At 61.7% G+C, this 26,305-nt stretch carries 28 protein-coding genes and 2 tRNA genes; 15 read left to right on the top strand and 15 right to left on the bottom strand.

The genetic code is table 11. From position 1 onward, the window contains the following. Nucleotides 1–137: 137 nt before the first annotated feature. Nucleotides 138–1,520 (top strand): DEAD/DEAH box helicase, encoded by a 1,383-nt coding sequence (locus OJHNALOF_RS07360; RefSeq protein ID WP_206063581.1) that lies wholly within the window; start codon nucleotides 138–140, stop codon nucleotides 1,518–1,520. Between the two features lie 95 nt (nucleotides 1,521–1,615). Then, nucleotides 1,616–2,473 carry a LysR substrate-binding domain-containing protein gene (locus OJHNALOF_RS07355; protein ID WP_094199717.1) on the top strand — a complete coding sequence of 286 codons (858 nt, stop codon included), beginning with the start codon at nucleotides 1,616–1,618 and terminating at the stop codon, nucleotides 2,471–2,473. Between the two features lie 22 nt (nucleotides 2,474–2,495). Here OJHNALOF_RS07355 and OJHNALOF_RS07350 read toward each other — a convergent pair whose 3' ends face one another. Next, complete coding sequence (locus OJHNALOF_RS07350) at nucleotides 2,496–3,437, bottom strand: LysR family transcriptional regulator (protein WP_165661614.1); 942 nt, start codon at nucleotides 3,435–3,437, stop codon at nucleotides 2,496–2,498. 145 nt (nucleotides 3,438–3,582) lie between these two features. Here OJHNALOF_RS07350 and OJHNALOF_RS07345 point away from each other — a divergent pair, with 145 nt between their 5' ends. Further along, complete coding sequence (locus OJHNALOF_RS07345) at nucleotides 3,583–5,004, top strand: sodium:solute symporter (protein ID WP_165661613.1); 1,422 nt, start codon at nucleotides 3,583–3,585, stop codon at nucleotides 5,002–5,004. Between the two features lie 210 nt (nucleotides 5,005–5,214). Beyond that, nucleotides 5,215–6,453 carry an FAD-binding oxidoreductase gene (locus OJHNALOF_RS07340; RefSeq protein ID WP_165661612.1) on the top strand — a complete coding sequence of 413 codons (1,239 nt, stop codon included), beginning with the start codon at nucleotides 5,215–5,217 and terminating at the stop codon, nucleotides 6,451–6,453. 13 nt (nucleotides 6,454–6,466) lie between these two features. Here the strand turns inward: OJHNALOF_RS07340 and OJHNALOF_RS07335 are convergent, their stop codons facing one another. The 6 genes from OJHNALOF_RS07335 to OJHNALOF_RS07310 all read right to left on the bottom strand — a co-directional run bounded on the left by OJHNALOF_RS07335 (nucleotide 6,467) and on the right by OJHNALOF_RS07310 (nucleotide 12,885). Then, nucleotides 6,467–7,849 carry a DASS family sodium-coupled anion symporter gene (locus tag OJHNALOF_RS07335; RefSeq protein ID WP_240919648.1) on the bottom strand — a complete coding sequence of 461 codons (1,383 nt, stop codon included), beginning with the start codon at nucleotides 7,847–7,849 and terminating at the stop codon, nucleotides 6,467–6,469. A gap of 157 nt (nucleotides 7,850–8,006) precedes the next feature. Then, nucleotides 8,007–9,470, bottom strand: coding sequence for a sodium:solute symporter (locus OJHNALOF_RS07330; protein WP_094199722.1), 1,464 nt, complete (start codon nucleotides 9,468–9,470; stop codon nucleotides 8,007–8,009). Between the two features lie 302 nt (nucleotides 9,471–9,772). After that, nucleotides 9,773–10,984, bottom strand: coding sequence for a M24 family metallopeptidase (locus tag OJHNALOF_RS07325; protein WP_094199723.1), 1,212 nt, complete (start codon nucleotides 10,982–10,984; stop codon nucleotides 9,773–9,775). A gap of 224 nt (nucleotides 10,985–11,208) precedes the next feature. Beyond that, on the bottom strand, nucleotides 11,209–11,580 hold the full coding sequence (locus OJHNALOF_RS07320; protein WP_165661611.1) for a diacylglycerol kinase: 372 nt from the start codon (nucleotides 11,578–11,580) through the stop codon (nucleotides 11,209–11,211). A 5-nt stretch (nucleotides 11,581–11,585) separates the two neighbouring features. Then, entirely contained in the window at nucleotides 11,586–12,317 is a 732-nt protein-coding gene (gene lpxH / locus OJHNALOF_RS07315) for a UDP-2,3-diacylglucosamine diphosphatase (protein WP_165661610.1), read from the bottom strand. A gap of 70 nt (nucleotides 12,318–12,387) precedes the next feature. After that, the gene (locus OJHNALOF_RS07310) at nucleotides 12,388–12,885 is read right to left on the bottom strand and encodes a peptidylprolyl isomerase (protein ID WP_094199731.1); all 498 of its coding nucleotides are present in this window, start codon (nucleotides 12,883–12,885) and stop codon (nucleotides 12,388–12,390) included. 153 nt (nucleotides 12,886–13,038) lie between these two features. Here OJHNALOF_RS07310 and cysS point away from each other — a divergent pair, with 153 nt between their 5' ends. The 3 genes from cysS to OJHNALOF_RS07295 all read left to right on the top strand — a co-directional run bounded on the left by cysS (nucleotide 13,039) and on the right by OJHNALOF_RS07295 (nucleotide 15,464). Then, complete coding sequence (cysS, locus tag OJHNALOF_RS07305; protein WP_165661609.1) at nucleotides 13,039–14,418, top strand: cysteine--tRNA ligase; 1,380 nt, start codon at nucleotides 13,039–13,041, stop codon at nucleotides 14,416–14,418. A 116-nt stretch (nucleotides 14,419–14,534) separates the two neighbouring features. Further along, nucleotides 14,535–14,813, top strand: a complete 279-nt coding sequence (locus tag OJHNALOF_RS07300; protein ID WP_165661608.1) for a hypothetical protein — start codon at nucleotides 14,535–14,537, stop codon at nucleotides 14,811–14,813. 252 nt (nucleotides 14,814–15,065) lie between these two features. After that, nucleotides 15,066–15,464, top strand: a complete 399-nt coding sequence (locus OJHNALOF_RS07295) for a variable large family protein (RefSeq protein ID WP_165661607.1) — start codon at nucleotides 15,066–15,068, stop codon at nucleotides 15,462–15,464. Between the two features lie 51 nt (nucleotides 15,465–15,515). Here the strand turns inward: OJHNALOF_RS07295 and OJHNALOF_RS07290 are convergent, their stop codons facing one another. Both OJHNALOF_RS07290 and folD read right to left on the bottom strand, forming a co-directional pair. After that, complete coding sequence (locus OJHNALOF_RS07290) at nucleotides 15,516–16,337, bottom strand: ion transporter (protein WP_165661606.1); 822 nt, start codon at nucleotides 16,335–16,337, stop codon at nucleotides 15,516–15,518. An 18-nt stretch (nucleotides 16,338–16,355) separates the two neighbouring features. Then, complete coding sequence (folD, locus tag OJHNALOF_RS07285; RefSeq protein ID WP_094199753.1) at nucleotides 16,356–17,213, bottom strand: bifunctional methylenetetrahydrofolate dehydrogenase/methenyltetrahydrofolate cyclohydrolase FolD; 858 nt, start codon at nucleotides 17,211–17,213, stop codon at nucleotides 16,356–16,358. A 151-nt stretch (nucleotides 17,214–17,364) separates the two neighbouring features. On the opposite strand from folD, the gene OJHNALOF_RS07280 reads away from it, so the two are divergent. The 7 genes from OJHNALOF_RS07280 (at nucleotide 17,365) to OJHNALOF_RS07250 (ending at nucleotide 20,727) form a co-directional block, all read left to right on the top strand. Further along, nucleotides 17,365–17,441, top strand: a tRNA-Arg gene (locus tag OJHNALOF_RS07280). Between the two features lie 278 nt (nucleotides 17,442–17,719). Further along, complete coding sequence (locus OJHNALOF_RS07275) at nucleotides 17,720–18,322, top strand: phage tail protein (protein WP_165661605.1); 603 nt, start codon at nucleotides 17,720–17,722, stop codon at nucleotides 18,320–18,322. Nucleotides 18,323–18,347: 25 nt separating this feature from the next. Then, nucleotides 18,348–18,962 (top strand): phage tail protein, encoded by a 615-nt coding sequence (locus OJHNALOF_RS07270; RefSeq protein WP_165661604.1) that lies wholly within the window; start codon nucleotides 18,348–18,350, stop codon nucleotides 18,960–18,962. A 67-nt stretch (nucleotides 18,963–19,029) separates the two neighbouring features. Continuing rightward, on the top strand, nucleotides 19,030–19,383 hold the full coding sequence (locus OJHNALOF_RS07265) for a hypothetical protein (protein WP_094199756.1): 354 nt from the start codon (nucleotides 19,030–19,032) through the stop codon (nucleotides 19,381–19,383). Then, the gene (locus OJHNALOF_RS07260; RefSeq protein ID WP_165661603.1) at nucleotides 19,383–19,943 is read left to right on the top strand and encodes a GNAT family N-acetyltransferase; all 561 of its coding nucleotides are present in this window, start codon (nucleotides 19,383–19,385) and stop codon (nucleotides 19,941–19,943) included. Before OJHNALOF_RS07265 ends, OJHNALOF_RS07260 begins: the two co-directional genes overlap by 1 nt. Nucleotide 19,944: 1 nt before the next feature. Next, on the top strand, nucleotides 19,945–20,430 hold the full coding sequence (locus tag OJHNALOF_RS07255) for a hypothetical protein (RefSeq protein ID WP_094199758.1): 486 nt from the start codon (nucleotides 19,945–19,947) through the stop codon (nucleotides 20,428–20,430). A 221-nt stretch (nucleotides 20,431–20,651) separates the two neighbouring features. Further along, nucleotides 20,652–20,727, top strand: a tRNA-His gene (locus OJHNALOF_RS07250). A gap of 46 nt (nucleotides 20,728–20,773) precedes the next feature. Here the strand turns inward: OJHNALOF_RS07250 and OJHNALOF_RS07245 are convergent. Genes OJHNALOF_RS07245 through pspA form a run of 6 tightly spaced genes read right to left on the bottom strand, consistent with a single transcriptional unit; the run spans nucleotide 20,774 to nucleotide 25,100 of the window. Further along, nucleotides 20,774–21,415: a tellurite resistance TerB family protein gene (locus OJHNALOF_RS07245; protein WP_094199759.1), complete on the bottom strand. Its 642-nt coding sequence runs from the start codon at nucleotides 21,413–21,415 to the stop codon at nucleotides 20,774–20,776. After that, nucleotides 21,415–22,425: a YcjF family protein gene (locus OJHNALOF_RS07240; RefSeq protein ID WP_165661602.1), complete on the bottom strand. Its 1,011-nt coding sequence runs from the start codon at nucleotides 22,423–22,425 to the stop codon at nucleotides 21,415–21,417. Before OJHNALOF_RS07240 ends, OJHNALOF_RS07245 begins: the two co-directional genes overlap by 1 nt. Then, nucleotides 22,422–23,825 (bottom strand): YcjX family protein, encoded by a 1,404-nt coding sequence (locus tag OJHNALOF_RS07235; protein WP_165661601.1) that lies wholly within the window; start codon nucleotides 23,823–23,825, stop codon nucleotides 22,422–22,424. Before OJHNALOF_RS07235 ends, OJHNALOF_RS07240 begins: the two co-directional genes overlap by 4 nt. After that, nucleotides 23,822–24,217, bottom strand: coding sequence for an envelope stress response membrane protein PspC (gene pspC, locus OJHNALOF_RS07230; RefSeq protein ID WP_094199762.1), 396 nt, complete (start codon nucleotides 24,215–24,217; stop codon nucleotides 23,822–23,824). Before pspC ends, OJHNALOF_RS07235 begins: the two co-directional genes overlap by 4 nt. Continuing rightward, the gene (gene pspB / locus OJHNALOF_RS07225) at nucleotides 24,202–24,435 is read right to left on the bottom strand and encodes an envelope stress response membrane protein PspB (RefSeq protein WP_094199763.1); all 234 of its coding nucleotides are present in this window, start codon (nucleotides 24,433–24,435) and stop codon (nucleotides 24,202–24,204) included. The genes pspC and pspB overlap by 16 nt, the downstream gene beginning before the upstream one ends. Continuing rightward, on the bottom strand, nucleotides 24,432–25,100 hold the full coding sequence (gene pspA, locus OJHNALOF_RS07220; RefSeq protein WP_094199764.1) for a phage shock protein PspA: 669 nt from the start codon (nucleotides 25,098–25,100) through the stop codon (nucleotides 24,432–24,434). The genes pspB and pspA overlap by 4 nt, the downstream gene beginning before the upstream one ends. Nucleotides 25,101–25,294: 194 nt before the next feature. Here pspA and pspF point away from each other — a divergent pair, with 194 nt between their 5' ends. Continuing rightward, nucleotides 25,295–26,305, top strand: coding sequence for a phage shock protein operon transcriptional activator (gene pspF, locus OJHNALOF_RS07215; protein ID WP_165661600.1), 1,011 nt, complete (start codon nucleotides 25,295–25,297; stop codon nucleotides 26,303–26,305).

The following is a 26,305-nucleotide window of genomic DNA, read 5'->3' as shown; positions in this document are numbered from 1 at the left end:
CGGCACCGCCCGACCAACCCGTTCAAGCCGGCGGTCCACCGGCCATTACAAGCGACCCGCTTTCTTATACAATGTTCGGCAACTTTTTCAGGCCGGTTCATGGCCACTCAATTTCCCGATATTCCCGGAGCAGCGACTTGGCGCAATATAACGACACTTTCCGCGATTTTGGACTGGATACCCGTCTTGTTCGAGCATTGGATCACCAGGGCCTGGAAACCCCCACCGAGATTCAGCAACGGGCCATTCCCGTGGTGCTGGCCGGTCACGACCTGTTGGCTTCATCCAAGACCGGCTCCGGCAAGACCCTCGCCTATTTGCTGCCGGCACTGCAACGACTGATGAAATCCCGGGCCCTGAGCAAGCGTGACCCGCGCGCGCTGATCCTGGCTCCCACCCGTGAGTTGGCCCGCCAGGTGTATGTGCAACTGCGCGCCCTGGCCGGCAGCAGCTTCAACATTGCCCTGCTGCTGGGGGGCGAGAACTTCAATGATCAGCTCAAATCACTGCGCCGCCAGCCGGACGTGATCGTGGCCACCCCGGGAAGGCTGGCCAACCACCTGGATGCCCGCTCGCTGATGCTGAACGGCCTGGAGCTGCTGATCCTGGACGAAGCCGACCGCATGCTGGATCTGGGCTTTGCCCCCCAGCTCACCCGCATTCACCAGGCCGCCGATCATCGCCGCCGCCAGACCCTGATGTTTTCCGCCACCCTGGATCACGCCGAGGCCAACACCATGGCCGCCGACCTGCTCAAGAGCCCGAAACGGGTGGCGGTGGGCGAGGCCCATGCCGAGCACCAGGACATTGAACAGCGCTTTTTGCTGGGGGATCACCTGGATCACAAGCAGGCGCTGCTCGATCACCTGCTGACCAAGGAGTCCTATCAGCAGGCCATTATCTTTACCGCCACCCGCGCCGACACCGAGCGCCTGGCCGAGCGCCTGCAACAACAGGGGCTGGCCACGGCGGCGCTGCACGGCGACATGAGCCAGGCCGAGCGCAACCGCATTATGGATGCCTTTGCCCGGGGCCAGCACAAGCTGCTGATCACCACGGACGTGGCCTCGCGCGGACTGGATCTGCTGCAGGTGTCGCTGGTGATCAACTTCGACATGCCCAAGCAGCCGGAAGAATACGTGCACCGCATCGGCCGCACCGGCCGCGCCGGCGCCAGCGGTACCGCCGTCTCCCTGGTGGGGCCCCGGGACTGGGATGCCTTCAAGCGGGTGGAGAAGTTTCTGCAACGCGCCGTCGCCTTTACCGACATCGAGGGTCTGCAGGGCAAGTTCAAGGGCATTCGCCCCCCGGCCCGCAAGCACGGCTTCAAGGGCAAACCGGCCGGCGATACCAGCGCACCGCGCGGCAAGGGAGCGGCCACCGCCGGCAAAAAAACGGGGCGCAAACCGGCACCCAAGCGCCCGGCGGGCTTTACCGGACAGGGGCAGCCGCCGGCCGGTGGCGTCGACGACGGCATGGCGCCGATCCGACGCAAAAAGCCAAAACCTGAACAGGAATAATGCAAACGGCGCCATCACCGGCGCCGGTCATTCCAAATTTATTGGCTAAATGCTAATAATACGGGCATTAAACTTTCAAATGGCGATGCTTCAGGATGAAGAACCTGCCCACGGATTTGCTGCGTACCTTTGTCACCATCAACCAGCTCGGGGGCTTTACCCAGGCCGGCGAGCGGCTCGGCCGCTCCCAGCCCGCCGTCAGCCTGCAGATGAAACGGCTGGAAGAGCTGCTTGACGCCAAACTGTTCAACCGCGGTCAGGGCCTGCAACTGACCGAGGAAGGTCAGCTGTTATTGAGCTGCGCCCAGAAGATGCTGGATCTCAACGACGGCCTGATCTCCCGCCTGGGCACCCCCAGGGTCAGTGGCTCGGTGCGCCTTGGCATTCCCAATGACTTTGAAGTGTCGTTTCTGGCCACCACCCTGGGGCGTTTCTCCCAGGCCTATCCCGGCGTCACCCTGGACGTGAGCAGCGACATCAGCGCCAACCTGCTGAGTGACTACAAGAAGGGCGCCTATGATCTGGTAATGGCCATTGAGGAAAGCCGTGCCCACCATCCGCAGCTGACCGACTACATTACCGAGCCCCTGGTGTGGGTGCGCAACAGCAACATGATCTTGTCGCCGGACGCGCCCCTGCCGCTCATTCTCTATCCCAAAGGCTGCCTGTATCGCAAGTCGATCATCAATGCCCTCACCCGCGCCAATCTGCCCTGGCGCGTGGTGTACAGCACTTCCAGCCTGCTGGGCATACACTCCGCCATCAAGGCGGGCCTCGGCATCAGCGCCCTGTCGAAGAGCACGGTGCCCGAAGGACTGGAGGCGTCCCCCCTCTATGCCTATTGCCCGGATCTGGGCAGCGTGTCCATCGGCTTTTGTTACGACGCCAACGAACTGACCTCCGCCGGCCGCATGCTGCTCGACTACCTCAGGCAGGGGCTGAACGCGCTCTAAGCCAAGCCAGGAACGGAACGCTTCAGCCTCGCTCTTCATCCTGCCCGGCCGAGGCAAAGCGTGCCGCCATGGCGTCGAACTCCGCCTTCAGCGCGACATGAAAGCGCTGGCACAACCGTGACGTCAGGTGAAAACGCGGCAGAATAATGGCCACTTCAAACTCCACTTGAGGCGCAAACGGCCGCAGCACCACGGAGCAGTCATGGCGCTTGCCGTATTCCATGGCGGTAATGGGGTCGATCAGGGTATAGCCGACGCCGGCGTCGACCAGTCCCATGGCCGACGGAAACAGCTGGGTTTCGGCCACCACGTTGAGGGCCAGGTTGTACCGGTGGGCCAGGCTGCGCAGCTGCATGGTGCTCTGATGGCCGTCCCCCAGGGTGATCAGGGGCAGCCCTTCCAGATCGTCAATGGTGATTTCCCGCCGGTCCGCCAGGGGTGAGCCCGCCGGCAGCGCGCACAACATGCGAAAACGGTAGGGCCAGATTTCCAGCTCGTTTTTGGCCTGGGGTTTTTCCACTATCCCCAGATCAAAGTGCCCCCCGGCCACCCACTCCTCCACCTTGCCCGACGGAAAGGTCTGCAGCGACAGCTTGACCCCGGGGTTATGGCCCATAAAGGTCGCCACCATGGCGGGCGCCAGGGTGGCCATGCCCGGCATGCAGCCAATCTGCAGCTTGCCGGTGCGGCCGTGCTTCAGATCTGATGCCAGCTCTTCCAGGTTGTTCAGGGCCTTGAGCGCACGCTCCACTCCCTCGGAAAAGGATTTGGCTTCTGCGGTCATCTCGGTGCCGTAGTGGTTGCGCCGAAACAGCATAAACCCCATGTCACTTTCGAGGTTGGCTATGGCGGTGCTCACGGCCGGCTGTGTCAGCCCCAGCCGGCGTGCCGCCTTGCTGATGCTGCCACTGCGGATCACCTCCTGAAAAATGTGCAGTTGTTTCGCATTGACCTTGGGGTTCATGGCAACTTTCTCCGCGTCCTTGTTCATGCCAGTTGGGTAAAAATTTCATTTATACATCCATCAAAAAGCATTATTTGATTTTATGACCTCACGATTAACATAATCAGCACACTCTCGCAACAAACAACGGACGTAGGAGATTGTTATGCATTACCTGGACGTAGCAGGCCTGTTGGCCTACTTCATACTGCTGGGGTACATAGGTTACCGAAGTATCAAAAAGGTCAATTCCAGCGACGACTTTGCCGTGGCCGGCAACCGCATCATCTGGCCCGTGCTGTTTGCCACCCTGGCCGCCTCTTTTCTCGGTGGCGGCGCCTCCATGGGCCGAGCCGGTCAGGCCTTTGATCACGGCTATGCCTTTATGTTTGCCGCCAGCGCTTTTCCCATCGCCACCGTGCTAACCGGCATCTTCATCGCTCCCCGGCTGAAGCGCTATATCGGCGCCCAGACCGTGGGGGATATCATGGAATACCACTTCGGTCGCTACTCCCGGCTGATCACCGGTATCTTTTCACTGATTTTCTGCGTGGGTATTCTGGGTGCCCAGGCCCTGGCCGTGGGTACCGTGTTCAACGCCATTCTCGGTATCGATATCACCACCGGCATTTTGCTGGGCATGGGGGTGGTGTTGCTGTATTCCACCATCGGCGGCATGTGGGCGGTGATCCAGACCGACGTGGTGCAGTTTTTGATGCTGGCCATCTTTATGCCGGTAACCCTGCTGATTGGAGTGCATGAAGTTGGCGGTGCCGAAGCCCTGATCGCCCGCCTGCCCGACGGCCATTTCAGCATCATGGGCGATTACGGTCCGGGCATGTTCCTGAGCCTGTTTATCGCCTTTTTGCTGGGTGAGACCCTGGTGCCTCCCTATACCCAGCGGGCGCTGTCGGCTCCGGACTCCCGCCATGCCAAAATTGGCTATACCGTCTCCGGGCTGTTCGGCTTTTTGTTTTACTTCGTCAGCTCCACCATTGGCCTGGTTGCCTTTATTCTCTACCCGAACATCAGCCCGGATCTGGCCATGCCCGAGCTGATCCGTACCGCCCTGCCCCTGGGCATTACCGGCCTGGTGCTCGCCTCGCTGCTGGCGGTGGTAATGTCGACCGCCGATTCCTATCTCAACTCGGCCACGGTGATCTTTGTACGGGATATCTACCAGGGCTTTATCAACCCCGAGGTGGATGAACGGAAAAAGCTGTGGATTGAACGCCTGATGAACCTGCTGATCGGCGCCGGTGCCATAGTCTTTGCCCTTTATGCCACCTCCATTATCGACGCCCTGCTGCTCAGCTACTCACTGTGGGCCCCCACCATTCTGGTTCCCTTTGTGCTGGGTGTGCTGCTGGATCTGAAATGCAGCAAATCGGCCATCGGCGCCATTCTCGCCGGTGCCCTGGTCACCCTGGTGTGGAAATGGGGTCCCTGGCCTCTGGCCGACGTCACCGGACTCTCGGCGCTGGTGGCCGGCGTCTCCGCCAACCTGCTGACCTTCTTTATCATCTACCACATCTGCAAGTCCCGTCGGGGCAAGCTGCACACCGCCAACGACTGGGCAAGGAGCTGAGTTATGCACTGGTTTGAACTCGTTATTTATGCCACATCCGCCATTTGCATTCTGACCGCCCTGGCGGTGGGGGTCATGTCTTACCGCTTTTACCAGGACAACTGACCGGCAGGGAGATGCACTCCCCCTGCCTCACCCAGACTCGTGAACCGGCCGGCACGCCCGGCCGGAACATTGTCTTCTTCGGTTCATTTGAGTGGTTAATTTACCATGCAACATATTATTGTGGCCGGTGCCGGCATTGTGGGGCTGGCCGTTTGCAACGCCCTGCTGGAGCAGGGCTGCCGGGTTACCCTGCTGGACGCCAACGCCCCCGGCTCCGGCACCTCTGCCGGCAATGCCGGGCTGATCGCCGACTATGCCACCACGCCGTTGTCCAACCCCGACAGCCTGCGCGCCATGCTGCGGGAGCTGACTCGCCGCCGGCCCGCGCTCACGGTGAAGCCCCGCTACCTGGCCGCCCTCGGCGGCTTTGGCCAGCGCTTTCTGCAGGCCATGGCCAGCGAGGCCTTTAACAACAACAAGCAAACCCTGGTGGACCTGGTTTCAAGGGGGACGGCACTGCAAAAAGGACTGCTGGAGAGCCTGAACTCGCCCGGGCTGTACCAGCAAACCGGCTGCCTGCAGATATTTCGGGATTCGGCGATAACGGAGCAGCAACTGGCCGCCCTGGCCGACGCCAAACGGCGGGATGGCGTGGCCTGCGAGGCGCTGGCGCCGAAGGCCGTACTGGCACTGGAGCCGGCGCTGAACGCGCAGGGCCTGACCGGCGGGCTCTGGTATTCCAACACCTGGTCATTGCGCGATCCGCAAGGTCTCTGTGTCCGGCTGTTTCGGCAGTTGCAGCGGCGGGGGCTGGAATATGTGCCGTCGCAGCTGGACCGGCTGACGCCGTACGAAGACAGGGTACAGGTGCTGGCCGGCGGCCAGACACTCGGTGCCGATGCCGTCGTGCTCTGTGCCGGACTGGGCAACCAGGCGCTGCTGGCCCCCCTTGGCGTAAATCTGCCCGTGGTCAGTGAGCGGGGTTATCACCTGATGCTGGACCGGCAACAGGTGACGCTGAACCGGCCCGTGGGCTGGCTTTCCCGTTACTTTTACGCCACTCCCATGGACCAGGGCATTCGCATCGCCGGCACCACCCAGTTTGCCCGGCCCGACGCCCCCGCCGCGCAGCGTCGCTACCGCCACATGCAGGAATGGGCCGCCAGCCTGTTTGGCCAGCCGGTGTCGGTGTCGTCACAGTGGATGGGGGTGCGCCACAGCACGCCGGACTCCCTGCCGGTCATCGGCCAGCTGCCAGGGCACAAACGGATCACGCTGGCCTTTGGCCATGGCCACCTGGGCATGACCCTGGCCGCCATCACCGGTCGGCTGGTGGCCGACTGCGTGGCCGGCCGACAGACGGACAAGCTGCTTGCCAGCCTGTCCCCCTCGCGCTTTCTCTAAGGTGTGGCCTGGCTCAGCCCAGCAGGTAGAAGTAACAGGCCAGCACGGCAATGCAGGCCAGGTTCAGCACAAAACCGGCCTTCATCATCTGTCCCTGACGGATCAGGCCGCTGCCGAACACGATGGCATTGGGCGGTGTGGCCACCGGCAGCATAAAGGCACAGGAGGCCGCCACCGCAATCACCGACGCCACCATGACCGGGGTCAGCCCCAGGCTTTCGGCCACTGCCGCAAACACCGGCACCAACAGCGCGGCACTGGCGGTGTTGGAGGCCAGTTCGGTCAGGAACACCACAAAGGCGGTAACGGTCAGCAGGATCACAAAGGGGCTGGCGTTTTCCAGCAGATCCGCCAGCACGTTGGCCAGAAACAGGCTGGTGCCGGTATCACGCAATACGCTGCTCAGGGTCAGGCCGCCACCAAACAGCAGCAGCACGCCCCAGTCGGTATGCTTGGAAATATGCTGCCATTCGGCCACCCGGCTCAGGCCAATCAGGGTGATGGCCAGCAGTGCCACCAGGGTATCGAAGCCCGCCAGTCCGCCCAGGGCGGCGGAAACGGGCGTGGAGAAAATCCACAGCGCCACCGTGACGGCAAAGATGGCCAGGGTGATTTTCCGCTTGCCGGTCCAGCTGACCGTTTCCTCGGGCAGTTCGATTCGCTGGCCGAGCTGCGGGCGGAACAACAGGTAAAGAATAACGATGGTCAGCGGCAGCAGCATCAGGGTAATGGGCAGGCCGAGTGCCATCCAGTCACTGAAGCTCAGGCCCACTTCGGCGGCGGCAATGGCATTGGGCGGGCTGCCCACCAGGGTGGCAATGCCGCCAATGCTGGCGCTGTAGGCAATGCCCAGCAGCACAAACACATAGGTGGCCCTGTGCTGCTGTTGATCCAGGCAGCTGAGCAGTCCCAGGGCCAGGGGCAGCATCATGGCAGCGGTGGCGGTGTTGCTGATCCACATCGACAAAAAGGCGGCGGTAAGAAACATCAACACCACCGCCAGGCTCAGGCGGCCGTTGGCCAGGCGCAGAATGCGGCTGGCGATCAGCTTGTCCAGCCCCTGGCTGTGCATGGCCGCGGCCAGGGCGAAGCCCCCCAGAAACAGAAAGATAATGGGGTTGGCAAAGTTGCCCAGCGCCGCCCCGGTGGACAATATGCCCATCACCGCCGCCAGCAGCGGCACCATCAGCGCGGTAATGGTGATGTGCACGGCCTCGGTCAGCCACAGCACGGCAATGAAGATCAGCAGGCTGAGGCCCTTGTTGACACCGGGCTCAAAGGGCAGAAACATCAGTAAAAGGACAAACAGGGCGATATCGGCCAGCAATATCCACCCCTTAATGCTCAGTTTATTATCTTGCTGAAGGGCGTCGTTAACCATACGTTCATCTGCCATGGGTTTCAAATAAGGCGCGGGAGCTTATCAGAAAGCCAAGCGGCAGGAATATACGACGATGCTCAAAACGTGATCCTGGCCACCGCTGTTCGCCGCCGCCAGGCACGAAAAGGCCCGGACATGCCGGGCCTTGTTACAGCTATGTTTCGACCACGGTTCAGCAACTGCGGGCCAGGGTGCCGGCGGTAGCGCCCTGGGTCAGCTTGCTCACCGCCACATAGATGACGGACGAGGCCAGACAGCCGTAGAGCGGGCCTTCCACCCAGCCCACATCGGTCAACAGCAGGAAGCTGCCGCTGGTGACAAAGCCGGTGACCATGGCGGCCAGGGCGCCGTAACCATTGCCCTGCCAGAAGGAGGAGATGAATACCGGACCTATCATCACCGCCAGCAGGGTGCCGGAGCCAAGAATACCCAGCCAGGACAGCATAAAGGGCGGCGCATACAGCATCATCAAAAAGCCGACAAAGCCCAGAATGGCCACCCAGATACGGTTGATCCACAGAATACGGGCGCCGGACGCGGTGCTGTGAGGGAACAGCGCGGTACGCAGGTCGTGGGAGGCGGCGCTCGACACCGTGTGCAACAGCGAGTTGGCGGTGGACTTCATGGCGAACAGAATAAACAGGGTGATGACGCCCGCCAGTGCCGGGTGCAGGAAGTTGGCCAGATACACCGGCATGGCCTGATCCGCTTCCGCCAGCTCAGGGTGTGCCACCCGCACATACATGCCCACGATGGGCACCAGGCTCAGCAAACAGCCCATGGGCGCCACCCAGATCGCCACCTGGTGCATCTTCACGGTCGGTTTAAAGGCCAGAAAGCGCACCGCCATATAAGGCAACACGGCGGTAAACAGAAAGGCATAGGGCAACACCAGAAACACCGAGCCCTTGCTTTCGCCGTAAGGCGCCGAGGTGCTCGGGTTGAGCAGCGCCGGATCGATGGCATTGAGACGGTCAATCATCTCGCTCAGGCTAATGTCGGTAAAGATCTGCACCATCATCACCACGGCGCCGATGCCCATGCCCGCCACCATCAGGGTATCGGTCCAGGCCACCGCGGCCAGGCCACCGAGCATGGTGTAGAGAATGATCACCGAGATCATCAGCAAGGCGCTTTCGGTGAGTTCAATGCCCAGCCAGGAAGCGCCCAGCAGGCCCACCGCCTTGATCTGGCTGGTGAGAAACACCAGCAGCAGCACTATGGTAATGGTGGCCGCCACACCCTTGACCCAGCGTTCGAGCCGGTCGCCACCGCCATGCACCTGAGACACATACTCGGGAATGGTACAACTGCCCAGCTCCTCGGCGCGCCGGCGCAGAAAGTGGGCAAAATAGAGCACGGCGATCACCATGGCCGGGGCGAAAAAGAAATTGCCCAGCACTTCCACCGAGCCAAACTCGTAGGCCACACCGGGGGAGCCCATAAAGCCCCAGCCGCTGAAGCCGGTGGCCACTATGGTGCCGGCGCCCACAAAGGGCCCCAGGCTGCGGCCGGCCACCAGAAAGCCGGTTTCGTCGCTGTCTTTGACTACCCGGCTGGACAGGTAACCAATCAGGATCAGCACACCGAAGGAGCCCAACAGCAGGGCCCAGTTCAACAATGAATAGTTTTCCATCACTCGTTCCCTTTGATCGTGGGGTCTGTTAACTCAGCGGTCGCTTTTGCCGGCATGTTGCCGGTAGACGTAAGCCAGAGTGGCCCATGCGAGAATGATGGCGTTCAGATAGGCAAACCATTCCATGGTCCAGGATTCAATCAACATGACTGCTACCTCTTTGAGCGGCTTCTTGCGAAGCGGGTTTAATGGCACTGATTCCACCGGCCGTGGCCGGCCTCACCAGAAGTAGACGGCAACAATGTTCCCTTCATTGCCGTTGAAACAAGACAGGCTCACCGGACCGGCGAGCCTGCTCTTTATCAGCCCTTGATAATGTTGTGCTCGGGGCCGAAGGGGAAGCGGGTGATGTTTTCCACACCGCTGTCGCTGATCACCAGAATGTCGTGCTCGCGGTAACCACCGGCACCGGGCAGGCCTTCTGGCAGCATGATCATCGGCTCCATGGACACCACATGACCCGGCTCCAGTACGGTTTCAATGTCTTCCCGCAGCTCCAGGCCCGCTTCACGGCCGTAGTAGTGGCTCAGGGTGCCGAAGGAGTGACCGTAGCCAAAGGTGCGATACTGCAGCACGTCGTGCTCGGCAAAGATCTCGTTGAGCTCGGCGGCGATGTCGCAGCAGCGGTTGCCGGCCTTGATCAGCTCCAGGCCGCGGCGGTGCACCTTGCAGTTGATTTCCCACAGCTCCAGGTGGCGGTCGGATACGTGCTCGCTGAACAGGGTCCGCTCCAGCGCGGTGTAGTAGCCGCCGATCATCGGGAAGGTGTTCAGGCTGAGAATGTCGCCGGCCTCGATTTTGCGGCTGGTGACCGGGTTGTGGGCGCCGTCGGTGTTGATGCCGGACTGGAACCACACCCAGGTGTCCATCAGCTCGCCATGGGGAAAGGTGCGGGCAATTTCGCGCACCATGGCCTGAGTACCGGCCAGGGCCACTTCGTATTCCGGCACGCCCACGGCAATGGCGTCACGAATGGCGGCACCGCCCACATCGGCCACGCGGGCTCCCTGCTTGATAAGCGCAATTTCTTCGGCGGACTTGATCATGCGCATCTTCATGGTGGGCACGCCGATGTCCACAAACTCGGCTTCCGGCAACGCAGCCTTGAGCTTGTCGAGGTTCTGCAGGCTCAGGTGGTCAAATTCCACCCCCACGCGGCGGGCGCCGCCGATCAGCTGCTGCACGCCCCGGAAAAAGTTGTCTTTCTGCCAGTCGGTGTACACCAGGTTGTCGCCCAGGGCGTTGCGGCGGTAAGGCTGGCCACCGTCGATGTTGGCGGTAATGGTGGTGTGAATGTCCTGGGTCACCGCCAGGCCATAATCCCGACCGAAACGGCAGTACACAAAATCACTGAAATAGTTGATGTTGTGATAGGAAGTGAACAGCACGGCGTCCACGTCGTTGGCGGCCATGTACTGGCGCAGCTTCTGCTGGCGGGAACGCATTTCCGCCTCGGAAAACATGCCGCGAACTTTTTCACCGTTGGGAATGGTCAGGGTGTTGGGCATCTGCATGGTAAGGCTCCTTCCTTCTAGCTTGGTAACAGGGTTGTTAACTGCGCCCCATGAATGGCTGATTAGCGCATGTCCCTGATGCTAGAGGCTGGCCGCCCATAACAGAAATGAATACTTTAAATCACCGCATTTGGATTGTTAATGCAATGTAACCACATTGGCGCAATTGCCACCTCGCTGGGCCCCAATATGGTGCCTATTGCCCTGGCGACCTTCAGGGGGCCTCAACTCAGAAAATGGTGCCACAACACACAACCCCAGATCAGTACCGCCAGCAATAGGGTCAGCAGCACCGCCGCCGAGGCGGTATCCTTGGCCCGGCCGGCCAGCTCATGGTGCTCAGGGCCAATGCGGTCCACCACCGCCTCAATGGCGGAATTCAGCAGTTCTACCACTAGCACCATCACCATACTCGCCACCAGCCACAGGGTGTGATCCAGGGGCAACTCCAGCCAAAAGGCAAAGGGCACCAGCACCAGCGCCAGCCAGCACTCCTGGCGAAAGGCCGCCTCGTGTTGGTAAGCACTGGCCAGCCCCTGGCGGGAATAACCCAGTGCCGCCAGCACCCGTTGCAGTCCGCTTTTACCCGGTTTCATCTGGTTTATCCCTCCAGTTCTCGGCTTTGCAGCTCGGCCTCGGCAGGACCGATACGCAACACACTGCCCTGAGTGTACCAGTCTCCCAGCACCAGGCGTTGTGCGGGCTGGCCGTCTAGCGCAAATTCATGAATGGCCGGCCTGTGGGTGTGTCCGTGCACCAGCCGTTGCACGCCGGCATTGCGCAGTTGTCGCTCTACCTCTCCCTGATTCACATCCATGATGGTCAGGCTCTTTTCCTGCTTGGAGCGCGCGCTTCGGCCACGAATGCCTTCGGCAATGCCCATCCGTTTTTTCAATGGCAGGCGCAGAAACAGCCATTGCAGCCAGCCGAGTCGAGTAATGCGGCGAAAGCGCTGATAGCCGGCGTCGTCGGTGCACAGGGAGTCGCCGTGCATGATCAGCGTAGGCGTGCCGTAAAGGTCAATGATCTTATGCTCGGGCAGCAGGGTCATGCCCGCCTCGGCGGCAAAACGCCGGCCAATCATGAAATCCCGATTGCCGTGAATGTAATACACCGGCGTGCCGCCCTGGCTGCAGGCCCGGAATGCCGCCGCCACTTGCCGGTTAAGCACACTCGGCTCATCGTCCCCAATCCAGAACTCGAACAGGTCGCCCAGCACATAAAGGGCGTCGGCCTCGGGCGCTTCATCACGCATAAAGGCAAGAAAGGCATGAGTAATGTCGGGCCGGCCGGGACTCAGGTGCAGATCGGCAATAAACAGGGTATGGGGCATGAATGAAAATCCGGGATTCAAAGACAACAATGCCCGCCGAGGCGGGCATTGCAACAAACGGCCGAGCGTCTTATTCGCTGACGGTGACGCCGGTGATCAACACGTCGTCTACCGGTACGTCCTGATGCATGTAACCGCGAGTGCCGGTGGCCACAGCCTTGATCTTGTTGACCACGTCCATGCCTTCGCTCACTTCACCGAACACGCAGTAGCCGTAGCCCTGGGTGGTAGCAGACTTGAAGTTGAGGAAGTCGTTGTCGTTGACGTTGATAAAGAACTGGGCGGTGGCCGAGTGCGGCTCCATGGTACGGGCCATAGCAATCGCGCCCACCTTGTTGGTCAGGCCGTTGTCGGCTTCGTTCTTGATGGCGGCACGGGTTTCCTTTTCTTCAAAGCCGGGACCGTAGCCGCCGCCCTGAATCATGAAACCGTCAATCACCCGGTGGAACAGGGTGTTGTCGTAGTGGCCGTCGCGGCAGTATTGCAGAAAGTTGGCAACGGTTTCCGGCGCCTTGTCGGCAAACAGCTGAAGGGTAATGTCGCCGTAGGTAGTGTGCAGTGTAACCATGTTCGTTCATTCCGTAGTGAGTTCAGGTGCCGAGTTTAGCGCAAGCGGCGGCGATAGCGAACCCCCGCGCCGCCGGGCTTGCACAGAGTGGCCATAAACGGTTCAATAAGCGCTATCTTGATATACCACTCACCACCACCAAGACACGGAAACATGCTGAAAATATACAATTCCCTGACCCGTCAAAAAGAAGAATTCAAACCCCTGGTGCCCGGCAAGGTCGGCATGTATGTGTGTGGTGTGACCATTTACGATCTCTGTCATATCGGCCACGGCCGCACCTTTGTGGCCTTTGACGTGGTCACCCGTTACCTGCGCTACGCCGGTTACGATCTGACCTTTGTGCGCAATGTTACCGATATTGATGACAAAATCATCAAGCGCGCCGCCGAAAACGGCGAAGACTGGCAGGCCCTGACCGAGCGCCTGACCGGGGAAATGTACCGGGACTTTGATGCCCTCAACATTGCCCGCCCCGATATCGAGCCCAAGGCCACCGACCACATTGCCGAAATCATTAATATGGTCGACACCCTGATCAAAGACGGCCACGCCTATGTGGCCGACAACGGCGATGTGCTGTTTGAGGTCAACAGCTTTGCCGACTACGGCAAGCTCTCGGGCCAGAACCTGGAGCAGCTGCAAGCGGGCGCCCGGGTGGAAGTGGAGCAGGCCAAGCGCAACCCCCTCGACTTTGTGCTGTGGAAGCAGTCCAAGCCCGGTGAGCCCAGCTGGGAATCTCCCTGGGGGCCGGGCCGCCCGGGCTGGCACATCGAGTGCTCGGCCATGAACGGCAAGCACCTGGGCAAACACTTCGACATTCACGGCGGCGGCTCGGATCTGCAGTTTCCCCACCATGAAAACGAAATCGCCCAGAGCTGCTGCGCCAACCACAGCCCCTACGTGAACACCTGGATGCACTCGGGCATGGTGATGGTGGATCAGGAGAAAATGTCCAAATCGCTGGGTAACTTCTTTACCATTCGTGACGTGCTGGGCCATTACGACGGCGAGACCATTCGTTACTTCCTGCTGTCGGGCCACTATCGCAGTCAGCTGAACTACTCGGACGAAAACCTGAAACAGGCGCGCACCGCCCTGGAGCGGCTTTACACCGCGTTACGGGATCTGCCCGAGGTTCACGCCGCCGGTGGCGACGACTTTGTCACCCGCTTTACTGCCGCCATGGACGACGACTTCAACACCCCCGAGGCCTACTCGGTGCTGTTTGATCTGGCCCGGGAAATCAACCGCCAGAAGGGTAAGGACGACACCGCCGCCGCCGGCCTGGCCGGCCGCCTGCGCGAGCTGGCGGGCGTGCTGGGCCTGCTGGAGCAGGAGCCCGAGGCCTTTTTGCGCGGCAATGCCGGTGCCGACGATGAGGTCGCCGAGATTGAGCGCCTGATCCAGGCCCGCCTCGATGCCCGCAAGGCCAAGGACTGGGCCGCCGCCGACGCCGCCCGCGACAGCCTTACCGCCATGGGCATTGTGCTGGAAGACGGACCCGAAGGTACCCGCTGGCGCCGTAAATAAGGCAAAACGGTTGAAATTTGCGCCAAGGGCACCAATATGGTGCCCTTGATGTTTATATACCGACGGTTATTGACTGGAATGACCGTGGCCGATGTGCAGTTTACAGGAGCCTGAATATGCAAACTCTGACCCTTACCGCCCTCACCTTGTCCCTTGCCCTGCTGGCCGGCTGCGAGCCGCAAGGCCCCGCCGCCGACGTGGAAGACCATATTGATGAAGTGGTGCAAGCCGGCTTCAACACCGAGCCTTCTCCCAAGCTGCCCGCCGAGGCCCGCCCCGAGCCCGAGGTGATCGAGCAGCAGAAAAAGCAGCACCAGCAAGTGGTGGAGCAGGCCTCGCAGGAAGCGGAAAACAGGCTGGCCGACATTCTCGAGGCCACACAGCCGGCCGGCTGACGACAAAGCGGATGAACAATTACCACTTCAGGACAGACTTCGTCATATACGATGCACCCAAGACAATGCTCGTTGCGTCAGCCTGTTTCGCTTTTTTCTGTTAACTTTTGATTTAAAAAGGTTTTTAATGATGGGGCGGCAAGCCGGGCAGGTCGTTCGCTATTGCCAGGGCCGGACATGAACTATTACTGTTTATGTCATTACCGAAAGGCGGAATTTTCCGCACCCCACTACAGAAAACTGGGAGAACCTATGAACAAGTCACTGCTGAATATTCTGTTGTTTACTTCCATCACCGCCTTTGGCCTGGCTGCCTGTGACAACAAGGGGCCGGCGGAGCAGGCCGGTGAAAACGTGGATAACGCCGTGGAGCAGGTACAGGAGCAGACCGAGCAAACCATGGACGAGGCTCAGGAAGCCCTGGGCATGGAAGAAGAAGGCACCATGGAACAACTGGGCGAGTCCATTGACGAAACCATGGACGAAGCCGCCCAGGCCGCCAGTGAACAGGCCGATGCCGCCGGCGAAGCCCTGAGCAACGCCGCCGATGCCGCTGAAGAGCAGGCCGATGCCGCCGCCGACGCCATGGCCGAAGCGGCCGACGAAGCCGAGCGCAAGGTCAACGAGCTGGTGGAAGACGGCCAGCAATAAGCGCCAAACGGAACTGTAAAAAGGGGAGCGACTGCTCCCCTTTTTTATACCTCACTGATTATTCGGTGGTTCCAGCTCGGCGCCACAGTGGTTGCAGAATTTCGCATCCCGCTCGTGGCCGCTGCGATCGCACTGGGGGCAGTGGCGGCGGGAATACTCCCGGCGCATTTCCCGGCCCAGCTCGGCGGTAATAATGCCGGTGGGCACGGCAATAATGGCATAGCCCATCAGCATGGTGACGGCGGCGATGCCCCGGCCCAGCCAGGTTTGCGGCGTGATATCGCCAAAACCGACCGTGGTGATGGTGACGATGGCCCAGTAAATACCGGTAGGAATGCTGGTAAAGCCGTTTTCCGGTCCTTCCACCACATACAGCAACGAGCCAAACAGGGTCACCAGAATGAACAGGCTGCTGAAAAATACCAGAATTTTGCGCCGGCTCTGGTAGAGCGAGCGCATCAGCAGGTTGGCTTCGTCCACATAGCGGATCAGCTTGAGCACCCGAAACACTCTGAGCACCCGCAGCAGGCGCACCATCAGCAGAAAGCTGGCGCCGGGAATGAAGATGGCAAGGTAGGTGGGCAATACCGCCAGCAGGTCGATAATGCCGTAAAAACTGCGCAAATAGGCCGACCGGCTCTGGGCGCACCAGATGCGCAGGCCGAACTCCACGGTAAACAGCAGGGTAAAGCCCCACTCCAGGCCATACAACCAGGGGCCGTATTGGGCACGAATGCTGCCGATGGAATCCAGCAGCAGCACCACCATGGACAGCAGAATGGCAACGATCAGGGCAATGTCAAAACGACGCCCCGCCGGGGTCTCGGTGCCGAAAATGACGGTGTACAGGACATCCTTGTCGAGCCACTTCATGCCATTCCCCTGTGTGGTTTAGTTGTCGTGATAACGCTCGCAGGCAATCAGGGTGTTTTCAATCAGCGAGGCGACCGTCATCGGGCCCACACCGCCGGGCACCGGAGTGATATAGGCAGCACGCTCGGCGGCCACGGCGTATTCCACGTCGCCCACCAGGCGACCGTCGTCGAGACGGTTGATGCCCACATCAATCACCACGGCACCGGGCTTGATCCAGTCACCGGGAATAAAGTTGGGCTTGCCCACCGCCACCACCAGCAGATCGGCCCCTTCCACCTTGCCGCGCAGATCTTCGGTAAAGCGGTGACAGGTGGTGGTGGTACAGCCGGCCAGCAACAGCTCCAGGGTCATGGGCCGGCCCACGATGTTGGAGGCACCCACCACCACGGCGTTGAGACCGTGGGTCTTGATGTGGCTGCGCTCAATCAGGGTCATGATGCCCTTGGGTGTGCAGGGGCGCAGGGCCGGGATGCGCTGGGCCAGCCGGCCCACGTTGTAGGGATGAAAGCCGTCAACGTCTTTATGGGGATGAATGCGCTCCACCACCAGGGTGGTGTCGATGTGGGCCGGCAGCGGCAGCTGCACCAGAATGCCATCTATGGTGCCGTCCCGGTTCAGCTCATCGATCAGATCCAGCAACTGCTGCTGGCTGGTTTGCTCGGGCAGGTCGTAAGACTTGGACACAAAGCCCACTTCCTCACAGGCCCGGCGCTTGCTGCCCACATACACCTGAGAGGCCGGGTTGGCACCTACCAGTATTACCGCCAGGCCGGGGGCCCGTTTGCCGGCGCTTTTGCGGGCGCTCACCCGCTCGGCCACCTGGTTGCGCACCGCCTGTGCAATCGCTTTTCCATCGATTATTTGAGCTGACATCTGCGTTATTTCTCACCTTTATAAACCTGTGGCGATTGTCGCATTTTTTCGAGGCTTTGATAAGCAAGCGCCGCGCGGATAAAGCCGTTGACCCCTCGGGCTCAAATCGGTATTATCCCGCCCCGTTGCTTTCGGCCATGCCACGCAACATGCGCCCTTAGCTCAGCTGGATAGAGCATCCGCCTTCTAAGCGGATGGTCGCAGGTTCGAGTCCTGCAGGGCGCGCCACCTTTCTCCCTGCTTTATTTCATCGTTCGCTTCATCCATTGATTCCCCGGCTCGTTCGCCCGTCGGTCATCCTTGCGCTCGTCTTGCGTCCCCAGAAATCCCGTACGCAGTCTCTATTCCGCCACCTGCTCCTCATAAGGCCAACCCCCCAGGCATGGGTTAGGGCAAACATCCGCGGTCATCGCCTTGATAAACGGTTATTCGGTTTGACAAGCCCACCCCATTCTGGAATCAATAGAGTCCATTTCACAGGAAGGGTTCACACTCAAGGAGGAGCCATGAACGAGGGTTATATGGGCGTCATTCAGGCGCTGGGGTTTCAGTTTGCCCCGCTGAACTGGAGTTACTGTAACGGCAACGTTATCGCCATCAGCCAAAACCAGGCCCTGTTCGCCTTACTGGGCGACATTTACGGCGGCGACGGCCACACTAGCTTCGGCCTGCCCGATCTGCGCGGCCGCACTCCAATGGGCCAGTTCCAGGGCCCGGGTCTAACCAACCGTGTCATTGGCCAGAGACTGGGCGCGGAAACCGTCACCCTGACCGAAGCCCAAATGCCGGCGCACACCCATACTCACTCCTATGCCGGCTCCGGCCCGGCCTCCGCGGCCACTCTTCGGGTCAGCACCGACCCCGGCACCCGCGCCGTGCCGGAGGACGGCGACGTGATCGCCAGCGTGGCGGGGACCAACATGTATCTGCCCGCCAGTGACGTCACCGCCACCGTCTCCCTCGGCGGCGTTTCCGGCGGTGGCAGCTTCGACAACAGCCAGTTCGCAATCCAAAACGCCGGCGGCAGTCAGCCGCTCCCCATCATGCAGCCTTCACTGGTGGTGAACTTCTGTATCTGCACGCAAGGTATATTCCCGCAGCGCAGCTGAGGCGATTGGCCAAGGAGCATGACACATGTTTGATTCATATATGGGCGTCATTCAGGCGCTGGGGTTTCAGTTCGCCCCCGAAAACTGGGGCTACTGCGCCGGCGGCCTCATCCCCATTCAACAAAACACGGCGCTGTACTCCCTGTTGGGCAGTATTTACGGCGGTGATGACAGAACCGTCTTCGCCTTGCCCGATATGCGGGGCCGCGTTCCGGTGGGCCAGTTCCAAGGCCCCGGCCTCAGCACTCGTATGATAGGCCAGCACCTGGGCCTGGAAGGTGGAAATCTTCCTATATCGATGCTGCCCGTGCACAGCCACGGCCATGCTTACGGCGGGCAAAACGGGAGCATTGATGTACAGGTGGCCGGCCAGCTCGGGAGCCAGGATGCCCCCTCCACCGGCGACTATCTGGCGGGGCCGTCTCGGCGGGGCCGCCCGGCCGGCAACCTGTTTGCACCGGCCGATTCACAGCCCCTGGTCGCCGTGAATAGCCTGGTCGATGATCCCGGCCAAGGCTTCATCAACGCTGGCCTGACGATTGACGTTTCCGGCGACAACGGCGATGTGTCACTCGAACAGCCCAACCAGGTGATCAATTACTGCATCTGCATGGATGGAATCTATCCGTCACGCAGCTGAGGACTCATGACGGCGTCCGGGTCGGACGCCGTCATGCACGACACCCAACGAATTCACAGGAAAAACCATGGAACACGCAAGCGATCAGGCCGGTGCCCTGGCGGCGCTCAACGCGGCGCAGTTTGCCGGGCGGGTTGACGAAGTCCCGTTCGAGCTGGTGAACGGGGATATCCGCCTCACCGTTACCCTGGCCCAGTGCCGGGAAAACCCGCAGGCGGCCGGCCCCGACAGCACCCGAGTCCCCTTTAGTCTGTTGTTTCGGGCCGACGATCTGCCGGAGCATCCCTTTCAGCAAGTGCAGAGCCTGCTGGTCACGCTGAATGACGCGTCAGACACCCTCGCCGACGGCATCATGCTGACCCGGGTGTTGCGTCCGGTGGGCATGGGACCAGGGGTCTATTTCCAAGCGGTATTCAACTGATGATTGCAGGCAATGTTCAGCTGCCTCACGGCATCACGGCGCGCCCCGCCCGGCCGGCGGACAAGGCATTTCTGACCACGCTGCACAAGGACAGCCGGCCCGAGCTGACCCAACTGAACGCGGAGCAGGACTTCATCGAAATGACCCTTGAACTGCAGCTCAAGGCCCAGACCCAGGGCTATGGCGGCCAGTTTCCCAACGCCATCTACCTGATCCTGGAGAAAAACGGCAGCCGCATCGGCAAGCTGACCCTCGACATTGGGCCGGTCGAGCTGCGCATCATCGATCTCGCCTTTATTCCCAAGGCCCGGGACAAGGGCTTTGGCCCGGCCATCATATTGTGGGTGATGAAGGCGGCGGCCCAGACCCGCAAACCCCTGGTAGCCCCCACCCGCCGGGATCTCACCGGGTTGATGACCTTTTTGCGCCGCTACGGATTCGTGGAGGAGGAACAACTCTCCGACTCGGTTTACGCCCGCATGATCTGGTTTCCCAACCAGGCGGAGATGCACGGCGGCGCCGACATTCGGCCCCGGACCGCCGGCGGCGGCACCCTCTGACATGGCGGACCTGCATCTCGTTGATCGCATCGTCGGCTTCCTGCGCGACCTCGGCCTGCCCGTGCACGAGGGCGAGGTGATCGCCGGCTTTCTGCCCGGCATCGCCATTCGCGGCGGCGGCCTGGTGGTGGACACCGCCAGGCTGAGCCATCCCGGCGACCTGCTGCACGAGGCGGGCCACTTGGCGGTGATGGCACCGGCCCAGCGGCTACAAGCGGACGGCGATGTCAGCAGCGACGGTGGCGAGGAAATGGCGGCCATCGCCTGGTCCTATGCCGCCGCCGAGTCGCTGTCGCTGCCCCTGGAAGTGCTGTTTCACGAGCAGGGCTACCGGGGCCAGGCGGCCTGGCTGAGGGAGCATTTCCGGGAAAGCCGGCAGGGCCGCCTGGGAGTGCCCCTGCTGGTGTATTTCGGTATGACGGACTCACCGGACCAAGAGAGGGACACCGGCTTTCCGGCCATGTGCCACTGGCTGAGACCGGCCTGAGCGCCATCCCCCTCCCATGCCCGGCCGCCCGCCGGCACGACGGGCGGCCGTAACTTTTTGCCACTCTGGTTGAAAATGCAAAAACAGGGTGCTAGTATGCGCGCCACTCGATGAGCGGACCGGCTGTTAACCTCTGGTCTGGCGTGCCAGCATTCACCGTTCATCTGCGTTTGAGGCTACCCCGCCCGGGGACATAAACGCCTGCAACGCCCGCCACAATGGTGACCGTAGCTCAGTTGGTAGAGTCCCGGATTGTGATTCCGGTTGTCGCGGGTTCGAGCCCCGTCGGTCACCCCATTTCTCCCTGCGTTATTCGCACGCAATTTCAATATTTCTTAATGTTTTATTCCAGCCCCTTTCTGGCCTGTTGTTCCAGGTGTGCCACCAGCTCGGCCGGCAGTTGCAGCCGGTGGGCCAGCGCGTCCAGATAAACGCGCTCCGCGGCCTGATCGGGATCGATCACCAGCCGGGAAGCCAGATACAGCTCCGCCGCCTGCTCCGGGCCCCTGGCCGAGGCCACTATCTCGCTCATGGCCACCGGCGCCGAGAGCATGTCAAACACCAGCGCCTTTTCGTCGGCGGCCAGCCCCAGCTGCTCCACCTGCTCAAAAATGCGTTGCTGCTCGGCGGCATCCACATGACCATCGGCCTTGGCGGCGCCTATCATGGCGCGCATCAGCGACAGCTGAAACGGCTCGCCGCCGGCGGAAGGCGCGTCTGGTGAGAAACGCGGATCCACGCGCCGAAAGTCATCCTCCTGCACCGGCGTGGCCTGCTCGGGCTGTTTGCCTTGCTGCCAGCCCTGATAGGCCTTCCAGGCCATGACCCCGGCGGCGGCGAGCCCGGCGTATTTCAGGCCGCTACCGGCCATTTTACGGCCCTTCTTGCTGCCGAGCACGGCCCCCAGAATGCCGCCGGTGGCCGCGCCCTTGCCAAAGCCCGACGAATTGCCCAGAAACGATTTCATCAGCTTGTTTACATCCACTATTGCGTCTCCTTTTGTTCGCGCCGGGCCAGCAGGCTCGCCACCCGGTCTATCAGCGCACGACGAATGCCGCCCAGTTGCTTTTTCTCATCGCCCTGCCAGGGAATGGGCCGGCACAAGTCCATGGTCTGCAGGCCCAGGCGGGCGGTAAGCAGGCCGGCGCCCACCCCCTGCCCGGCCCGCGCCGACAGCCGCCCGGCCAGCTCCAACCCGAGCAGGTCCATGCCGGCGTCGATGGCCGCTTCCGACACCCCCACATAGAGCATGTGATGCAACACTCCTTTCAGCAACCGCAGCCGGCTCAGGGCACCGAGGCGAATGCCGTAGCACCGGGTAATGTCTTCCATCATTTTCAGGTTGCGCCACAGCACCAACAGCATGTCCACCGCCGCCAGGGGGCTTGCCGCCACCATTACCGCCGCCTCGCCGGACCATTTCAATACTCTGGCCCGAGCCTGCCTGTCCTGGCTGGCCAGCACCTGGCGACTGTACAGGCTCAGCACCTCATCGTCCTGCTCGTCACCGGTCAGCCCGGCTTGCCAGTAGGCAAAGGCATCGCCGTTGTCGAGGCCACTGCGCCGCGCCAGCTGCTCGCAAAAGCCCCGGGCCTGGCCATGGCCGGCCTCGGCCAGCAACTGTTCGGCCCGGACCCGCTGCCGGGACACCCGGCTCAGCCGGCGCAGCTGCTTAAGTTCCCACCACAGGCTGCGCCCGGCGGCCAGGGCCAGCAACGCCAGCGCCAGGCTCCAGGCCGCCCCCAGCCACTGGTTGTCCTGCCAGGTCTGCCATAGCGACAGCCCGGACTGCACCAGCAGCACCACCACCATCAAACCCAGCGCTCCGCCCCACAGCCGGTGCCGACGCCTGGGCCGCAACGCCTCGGCAAGGCCATCGGGAGTAGGCTCGGCCTGCAGAAAGTCCTCGTCGTCAAGGGGTTTTCCGGGGCGCAAGGACTCGGGTTTGGGGGCGTTCAGGGGTTGGTCAAGAATGACCTTGCTCTTGAGGGTCACGCGAGTTTGTCTCCCAGTAAAAAGGCCAGCGCCCGATCCAGGCGCACATGGGGCAGCGGCTGTTCCGGCTGCCAGCCGGGGGGCGCGAAGTCGATAAAATCAAAGCCCTGTCGCTGCCAGAAGGCGGCGTCGGGCAAGCGTTCCGGCACCTCACCCGGATACAGGGTCACCGGCTCGCCGTTATCCAGGCGCCGGCCCTGCAGGGCGGGAATGCTTTCACCCTGGTGGCTGACCTCACCGCTGGTGGTGGCCTTGATGGAGGCCAGCGCCAGGGTCTCGATGTCGATACCAGAAAGCCTCGCATGGCGCTGCCCACCCCGAACCAGGGTATCCAGCAAGTGAGCCAGCCGCCCGTGCTGGTCCGGGGTGAGGTGATCGGCCTTGGTGGCGGCAAACAGCAGCTTGTCGATGCGCGGCGCAAACAGCCGGCGCCACCAGTTGCTCTTGCCGTAATCAAAGCTCTGCACAATGGCGTTCACCGCCCGGCCCAGATCTGCAAAACTGCCGGGGCCACGGTTCAGGGCGCTCAGGCAGTCCACCAGCACTATCTGGCGATCAAAACCGGCGAAGTGATCCCGGTAAAAGCCCGCCACCAGGTGTTTTTTGTAATGCTCAAAGCGGGTTTCCATCATGCCGTAGTGGTGTTGCTCGTTAAGCCCCGCCGGCACCTCGTCCCATACCCAGGGCACAAACTGCAGCATGGGCGCACCCTGGTATTCACCGGGCAAAATAAAGCGCCCCGGCTGCACCAGGTAGGCGCCGCATTCCCGTTTGATGTCGTGCAGCCACTGCGTATAGGCCGCCGCCAGGGGCGCCAGCCGGTTATCGTCGGCAGGGCTGTCGGGGGCGATGGCCTCGCCGGCGCTGAGCCAGCGATGAGCCAGACGGGCCAGCACCGGTGTTTGCAGCAGCCCCCGCTGCTGGGCACTCCACTCGGCGTAGCTCATGGACAGCAGCGGCAGATCCAGCAGCCATTCACCGGGATAGTCCACCAGCTCCAGGTAAAGGGTGGCGGTGTCCTGCAGCCGGCGCTTGAGCCGGTTTTTGGGGCAGTAACGAATGGCCAGGGTGATTTCACTGATGCCCCGGGTAGGCTCGGGCCAGGCCGGTGGCGTGGCCGCCAGCTGGCTCAGCGCCGCCTCGTAGCCAAAGGCCGGCACATGGTGATGTCGCCCCGGCACCCGCCGGCTGCCCAGTACGCGCCTTTCTGCCGCCGGCAACCAGTGGGGCAGCCGGGCATCGAGCCCGGCATGCTCCAGCTGGTTGACCAGGCTGGTGATAAAGGCGGTCTTGCCGCTGCGGCTCAGGCCCGTGACCGCCAGCCGCAGCCGTTTGTCGAGCCCCCGCTGCACCCAGGACTCGGCCTTGTTGCGCCACTGCCGAATGGCCGTTTTGTTCATTTATCCTCGCGCAGATCGTTGAATTGTCGTCGCAGGCGAAACTCGCCGGAGGTAATCAGTCGCTCCATGGCCGCCACCCTGGTATTGAGTCGCGTCAGCCGGGTTTCGAGCCGCTCCAGCGCCTCACGCGGGGCCAGCCCCGAGCGCCAGCCGGCGGCCTTGACGTGCTCCTGGGCCGGCTCGGGCTGAGGGTTGTCCGGTATGTCGTCCAGCAACAGCCAGGCGGCGATATAAAGCACCAGGGTAAGAAAGCTGGCAAACAGCAGGCCGGTAATGGCCAGCACCCGCACCAGCCAGGGCTCGACCTCCAGCCGCCGGGCAATGCCGGCGCACACCCCGCCCAGCTTGCCGTTGCGCTTGTCGCGATAAAGGTTAATCAGCGTTGACGCCATTCGGGCACCTCCTGATCCAGCAGCCGTTCCAGGGTATCTACCCGCTCCGCCAGCTGCTCGGACTGTTGCAGGGCCTGCTCAAGGCGGGTGCGGGCGCTGTCGTCCAGGCCCTCATCGAGTCGACGCTTGCTGCGGTAATGCAGTACCAGCCAGATGGGCACCACCAGGAACAGAAAGATGTTTAACGGGGCCACCAGGGCCCAGGCCAATTCGGTCATTGCGGCTCCTTGTTATCATGCATTTTCGCCTTGAGCCGCTCCAGCTCCTTGCTGATGGCGTCGTCCACCTCCAGCTCGGCAAACTCCTGATCCAGGCCCTTGCTCTGGCTGTAGAGATCGGCCCGGGCTTCCAGTTCATCAATTTTACGCTCCATGCGATCAAACTTGTCGATGGCCGACTGGTTCTCGCTGCGGCGCACCCGCTCCTGCACCTGAATGCGGCTTTGGGCGCTTTGCTGGCGCAGCTGCATGGCCTGCTGACGGGTACGGGCGTCGGCCAGCTTGGCTTCGAGTTTGGCAATGGCATCGGACAGTTTGTTCATGCTGTCTTCCACCAGGGTGCACTCCTGCTCCAGGGCGGTAAGCAGCTCGCTTTGCTTTTTCTTTTCCAGCAACGCGGCCCGGGCCAGATCTTCCCGTTGCTTGGTCAGCGCCAGCTCGGCCTTGCCCTGCCATTCGTCCACCCGTTCATGGTGCCGTTCAATCTGGCGCAGCAGGTCCTTTTTTTCGGCCAGAAAGCGGGCCAAGTTGGAGCGCTCGCGCACCAGCTCGTCTTCCATTTCCTGAATGATCAGCCGCACCATTTTTTCCGGATCCTCCGCCTTGTCGAGCAGCGAATTGAGGTTGGCGTTAATGATGTCGGCCATGCGGGAAAATATGCTCATAAAGCGTCTCCTTGGTCATAGGGCGGGTCAACACCCCGCTCCACTGCCCCTATTTAATACAACTATCGTGCCAGCACCATAAATAAAGGTAATCCATTGTTTTTAAAATATAAAAATTAATCTTTACGGGACGGCGCTGGCCACCCATGGTTAAACACACTACCATTTGGCGAAATTCACCACACGTGATCATCATGGACAACGAACTCATTGGCCAGTCCAACGCCCTGCTGGAAGTGCTCGACGAGGTCTCCCGGCTCGCGCCCCTCAACCGGCCGGTGCTGGTGGTGGGCGAACGCGGCACCGGCAAGGAGCTGGTGGCGCACCGGCTGCACTACCTGTCATCCCGCTGGCAACAGCCCTTTGTGTCCATCAACTGCGCCACCCTGGCCGAAAGCCTGCTGGAAAGCGAGCTGTTCGGCCACGAGGCGGGCTCCTTTACCGGGGCACAAAAGCGCCACGCCGGCCGCTTTGAGCGGGCCGACGGCGGCACCTTGTTTCTGGACGAGCTGGCCACCACCAGCGCCCGCGTGCAGGAAAAGCTGCTGAGGGTCATCGAATATGGCGAATTCGAGCGGGTGGGCGCCAGCCAGCCGGTGCGGGTAAACGTGCGCCTGCTGTGCGCCACCAATCAGGACTTGCCCGCCCTGGTCAAAAAGGGGCAATTCCGGGCCGATCTGCTTGATAGACTGGCCTTTGATGTGATTACATTGCCGCCCCTGCGCGCCCGGGAAAAAGACGTGCTGCATCTGGCGGAGCATTTTGCGGTGAAATGGTGTGCGGAGCTGGGCCAGTCCTTGTTTCCGGGCTTTGCCGAGGAAACGCGCCGGCAACTGCTGACCCACCCCTGGCCGGGCAATGTGCGCGAGCTGAAAAACGTGGTGGAGCGCAGCCTGGGACGCCAGCGTGAGCCCGAACAACCCCTTGAGGCGTTGTGCCTGGACCCCTTTGCGTCGCCCTGGCGGCCTCGGGCCGGCGGCCAGGGCCAAAGCACGCCCGCGCCGGCCTGGCCGATGGATCTGAAAACCCATCTGGCGTCACAGGAACGGGATCTGTTGCGTACTGCGCTCACTCATGCCCGTTATAATCAGCGCCAGGCGGCGGAACTGCTGGGGCTGAGCTATCACCAGCTGCGCGGCCTGCTGCGCAAACACGGGGTTACTACTTCCTTCGAGTCGCCTGCGGCATCGAAGCACAAGGACTGA

Source organism: Oceanimonas sp. MB9 (assembly GCF_011319775.1).
Lineage (GTDB): Bacteria > Pseudomonadota > Gammaproteobacteria > Enterobacterales > Aeromonadaceae > Oceanimonas > Oceanimonas doudoroffii.
This window is presented reverse-complemented; position numbering and strand designations above follow the sequence as displayed.

Excerpts from the sequence above, each read along its gene's own strand:
- OJHNALOF_RS07355 (WP_094199717.1), top strand. The coding sequence starts at position 1,616 with ATGAAGAACCTGCCCACGGATTTGCTGCGTACCTTTGTCACCATCAAC.
- OJHNALOF_RS07350 (WP_165661614.1), bottom strand. The coding sequence starts at position 3,437 with ATGAACCCCAAGGTCAATGCGAAACAACTGCACATTTTTCAGGAGGTG.
- OJHNALOF_RS07345 (WP_165661613.1), top strand. The coding sequence starts at position 3,583 with ATGCATTACCTGGACGTAGCAGGCCTGTTGGCCTACTTCATACTGCTG.
- OJHNALOF_RS07340 (WP_165661612.1), top strand. The coding sequence starts at position 5,215 with ATGCAACATATTATTGTGGCCGGTGCCGGCATTGTGGGGCTGGCCGTT.
- OJHNALOF_RS07335 (WP_240919648.1), bottom strand. The coding sequence starts at position 7,849 with ATGGCAGATGAACGTATGGTTAACGACGCCCTTCAGCAAGATAATAAA.
- OJHNALOF_RS07330 (WP_094199722.1), bottom strand. The coding sequence starts at position 9,470 with ATGGAAAACTATTCATTGTTGAACTGGGCCCTGCTGTTGGGCTCCTTC.
- OJHNALOF_RS07325 (WP_094199723.1), bottom strand. The coding sequence starts at position 10,984 with ATGCAGATGCCCAACACCCTGACCATTCCCAACGGTGAAAAAGTTCGC.
- OJHNALOF_RS07320 (WP_165661611.1), bottom strand. The coding sequence starts at position 11,580 with ATGAAACCGGGTAAAAGCGGACTGCAACGGGTGCTGGCGGCACTGGGT.
- lpxH (WP_165661610.1), bottom strand. The coding sequence starts at position 12,317 with ATGCCCCATACCCTGTTTATTGCCGATCTGCACCTGAGTCCCGGCCGG.
- OJHNALOF_RS07310 (WP_094199731.1), bottom strand. The coding sequence starts at position 12,885 with ATGGTTACACTGCACACTACCTACGGCGACATTACCCTTCAGCTGTTT.
- cysS (WP_165661609.1), top strand. The coding sequence starts at position 13,039 with ATGCTGAAAATATACAATTCCCTGACCCGTCAAAAAGAAGAATTCAAA.
- OJHNALOF_RS07300 (WP_165661608.1), top strand. The coding sequence starts at position 14,535 with ATGCAAACTCTGACCCTTACCGCCCTCACCTTGTCCCTTGCCCTGCTG.
- OJHNALOF_RS07295 (WP_165661607.1), top strand. The coding sequence starts at position 15,066 with ATGAACAAGTCACTGCTGAATATTCTGTTGTTTACTTCCATCACCGCC.
- OJHNALOF_RS07290 (WP_165661606.1), bottom strand. The coding sequence starts at position 16,337 with ATGAAGTGGCTCGACAAGGATGTCCTGTACACCGTCATTTTCGGCACC.
- folD (WP_094199753.1), bottom strand. The coding sequence starts at position 17,213 with ATGTCAGCTCAAATAATCGATGGAAAAGCGATTGCACAGGCGGTGCGC.
- OJHNALOF_RS07275 (WP_165661605.1), top strand. The coding sequence starts at position 17,720 with ATGAACGAGGGTTATATGGGCGTCATTCAGGCGCTGGGGTTTCAGTTT.
- OJHNALOF_RS07270 (WP_165661604.1), top strand. The coding sequence starts at position 18,348 with ATGTTTGATTCATATATGGGCGTCATTCAGGCGCTGGGGTTTCAGTTC.
- OJHNALOF_RS07265 (WP_094199756.1), top strand. The coding sequence starts at position 19,030 with ATGGAACACGCAAGCGATCAGGCCGGTGCCCTGGCGGCGCTCAACGCG.
- OJHNALOF_RS07260 (WP_165661603.1), top strand. The coding sequence starts at position 19,383 with ATGATTGCAGGCAATGTTCAGCTGCCTCACGGCATCACGGCGCGCCCC.
- OJHNALOF_RS07255 (WP_094199758.1), top strand. The coding sequence starts at position 19,945 with ATGGCGGACCTGCATCTCGTTGATCGCATCGTCGGCTTCCTGCGCGAC.
- OJHNALOF_RS07235 (WP_165661601.1), bottom strand. The coding sequence starts at position 23,825 with ATGAACAAAACGGCCATTCGGCAGTGGCGCAACAAGGCCGAGTCCTGG.
- pspC (WP_094199762.1), bottom strand. The coding sequence starts at position 24,217 with ATGGCGTCAACGCTGATTAACCTTTATCGCGACAAGCGCAACGGCAAG.
- pspB (WP_094199763.1), bottom strand. The coding sequence starts at position 24,435 with ATGACCGAATTGGCCTGGGCCCTGGTGGCCCCGTTAAACATCTTTCTG.
- pspA (WP_094199764.1), bottom strand. The coding sequence starts at position 25,100 with ATGAGCATATTTTCCCGCATGGCCGACATCATTAACGCCAACCTCAAT.
- pspF (WP_165661600.1), top strand. The coding sequence starts at position 25,295 with ATGGACAACGAACTCATTGGCCAGTCCAACGCCCTGCTGGAAGTGCTC.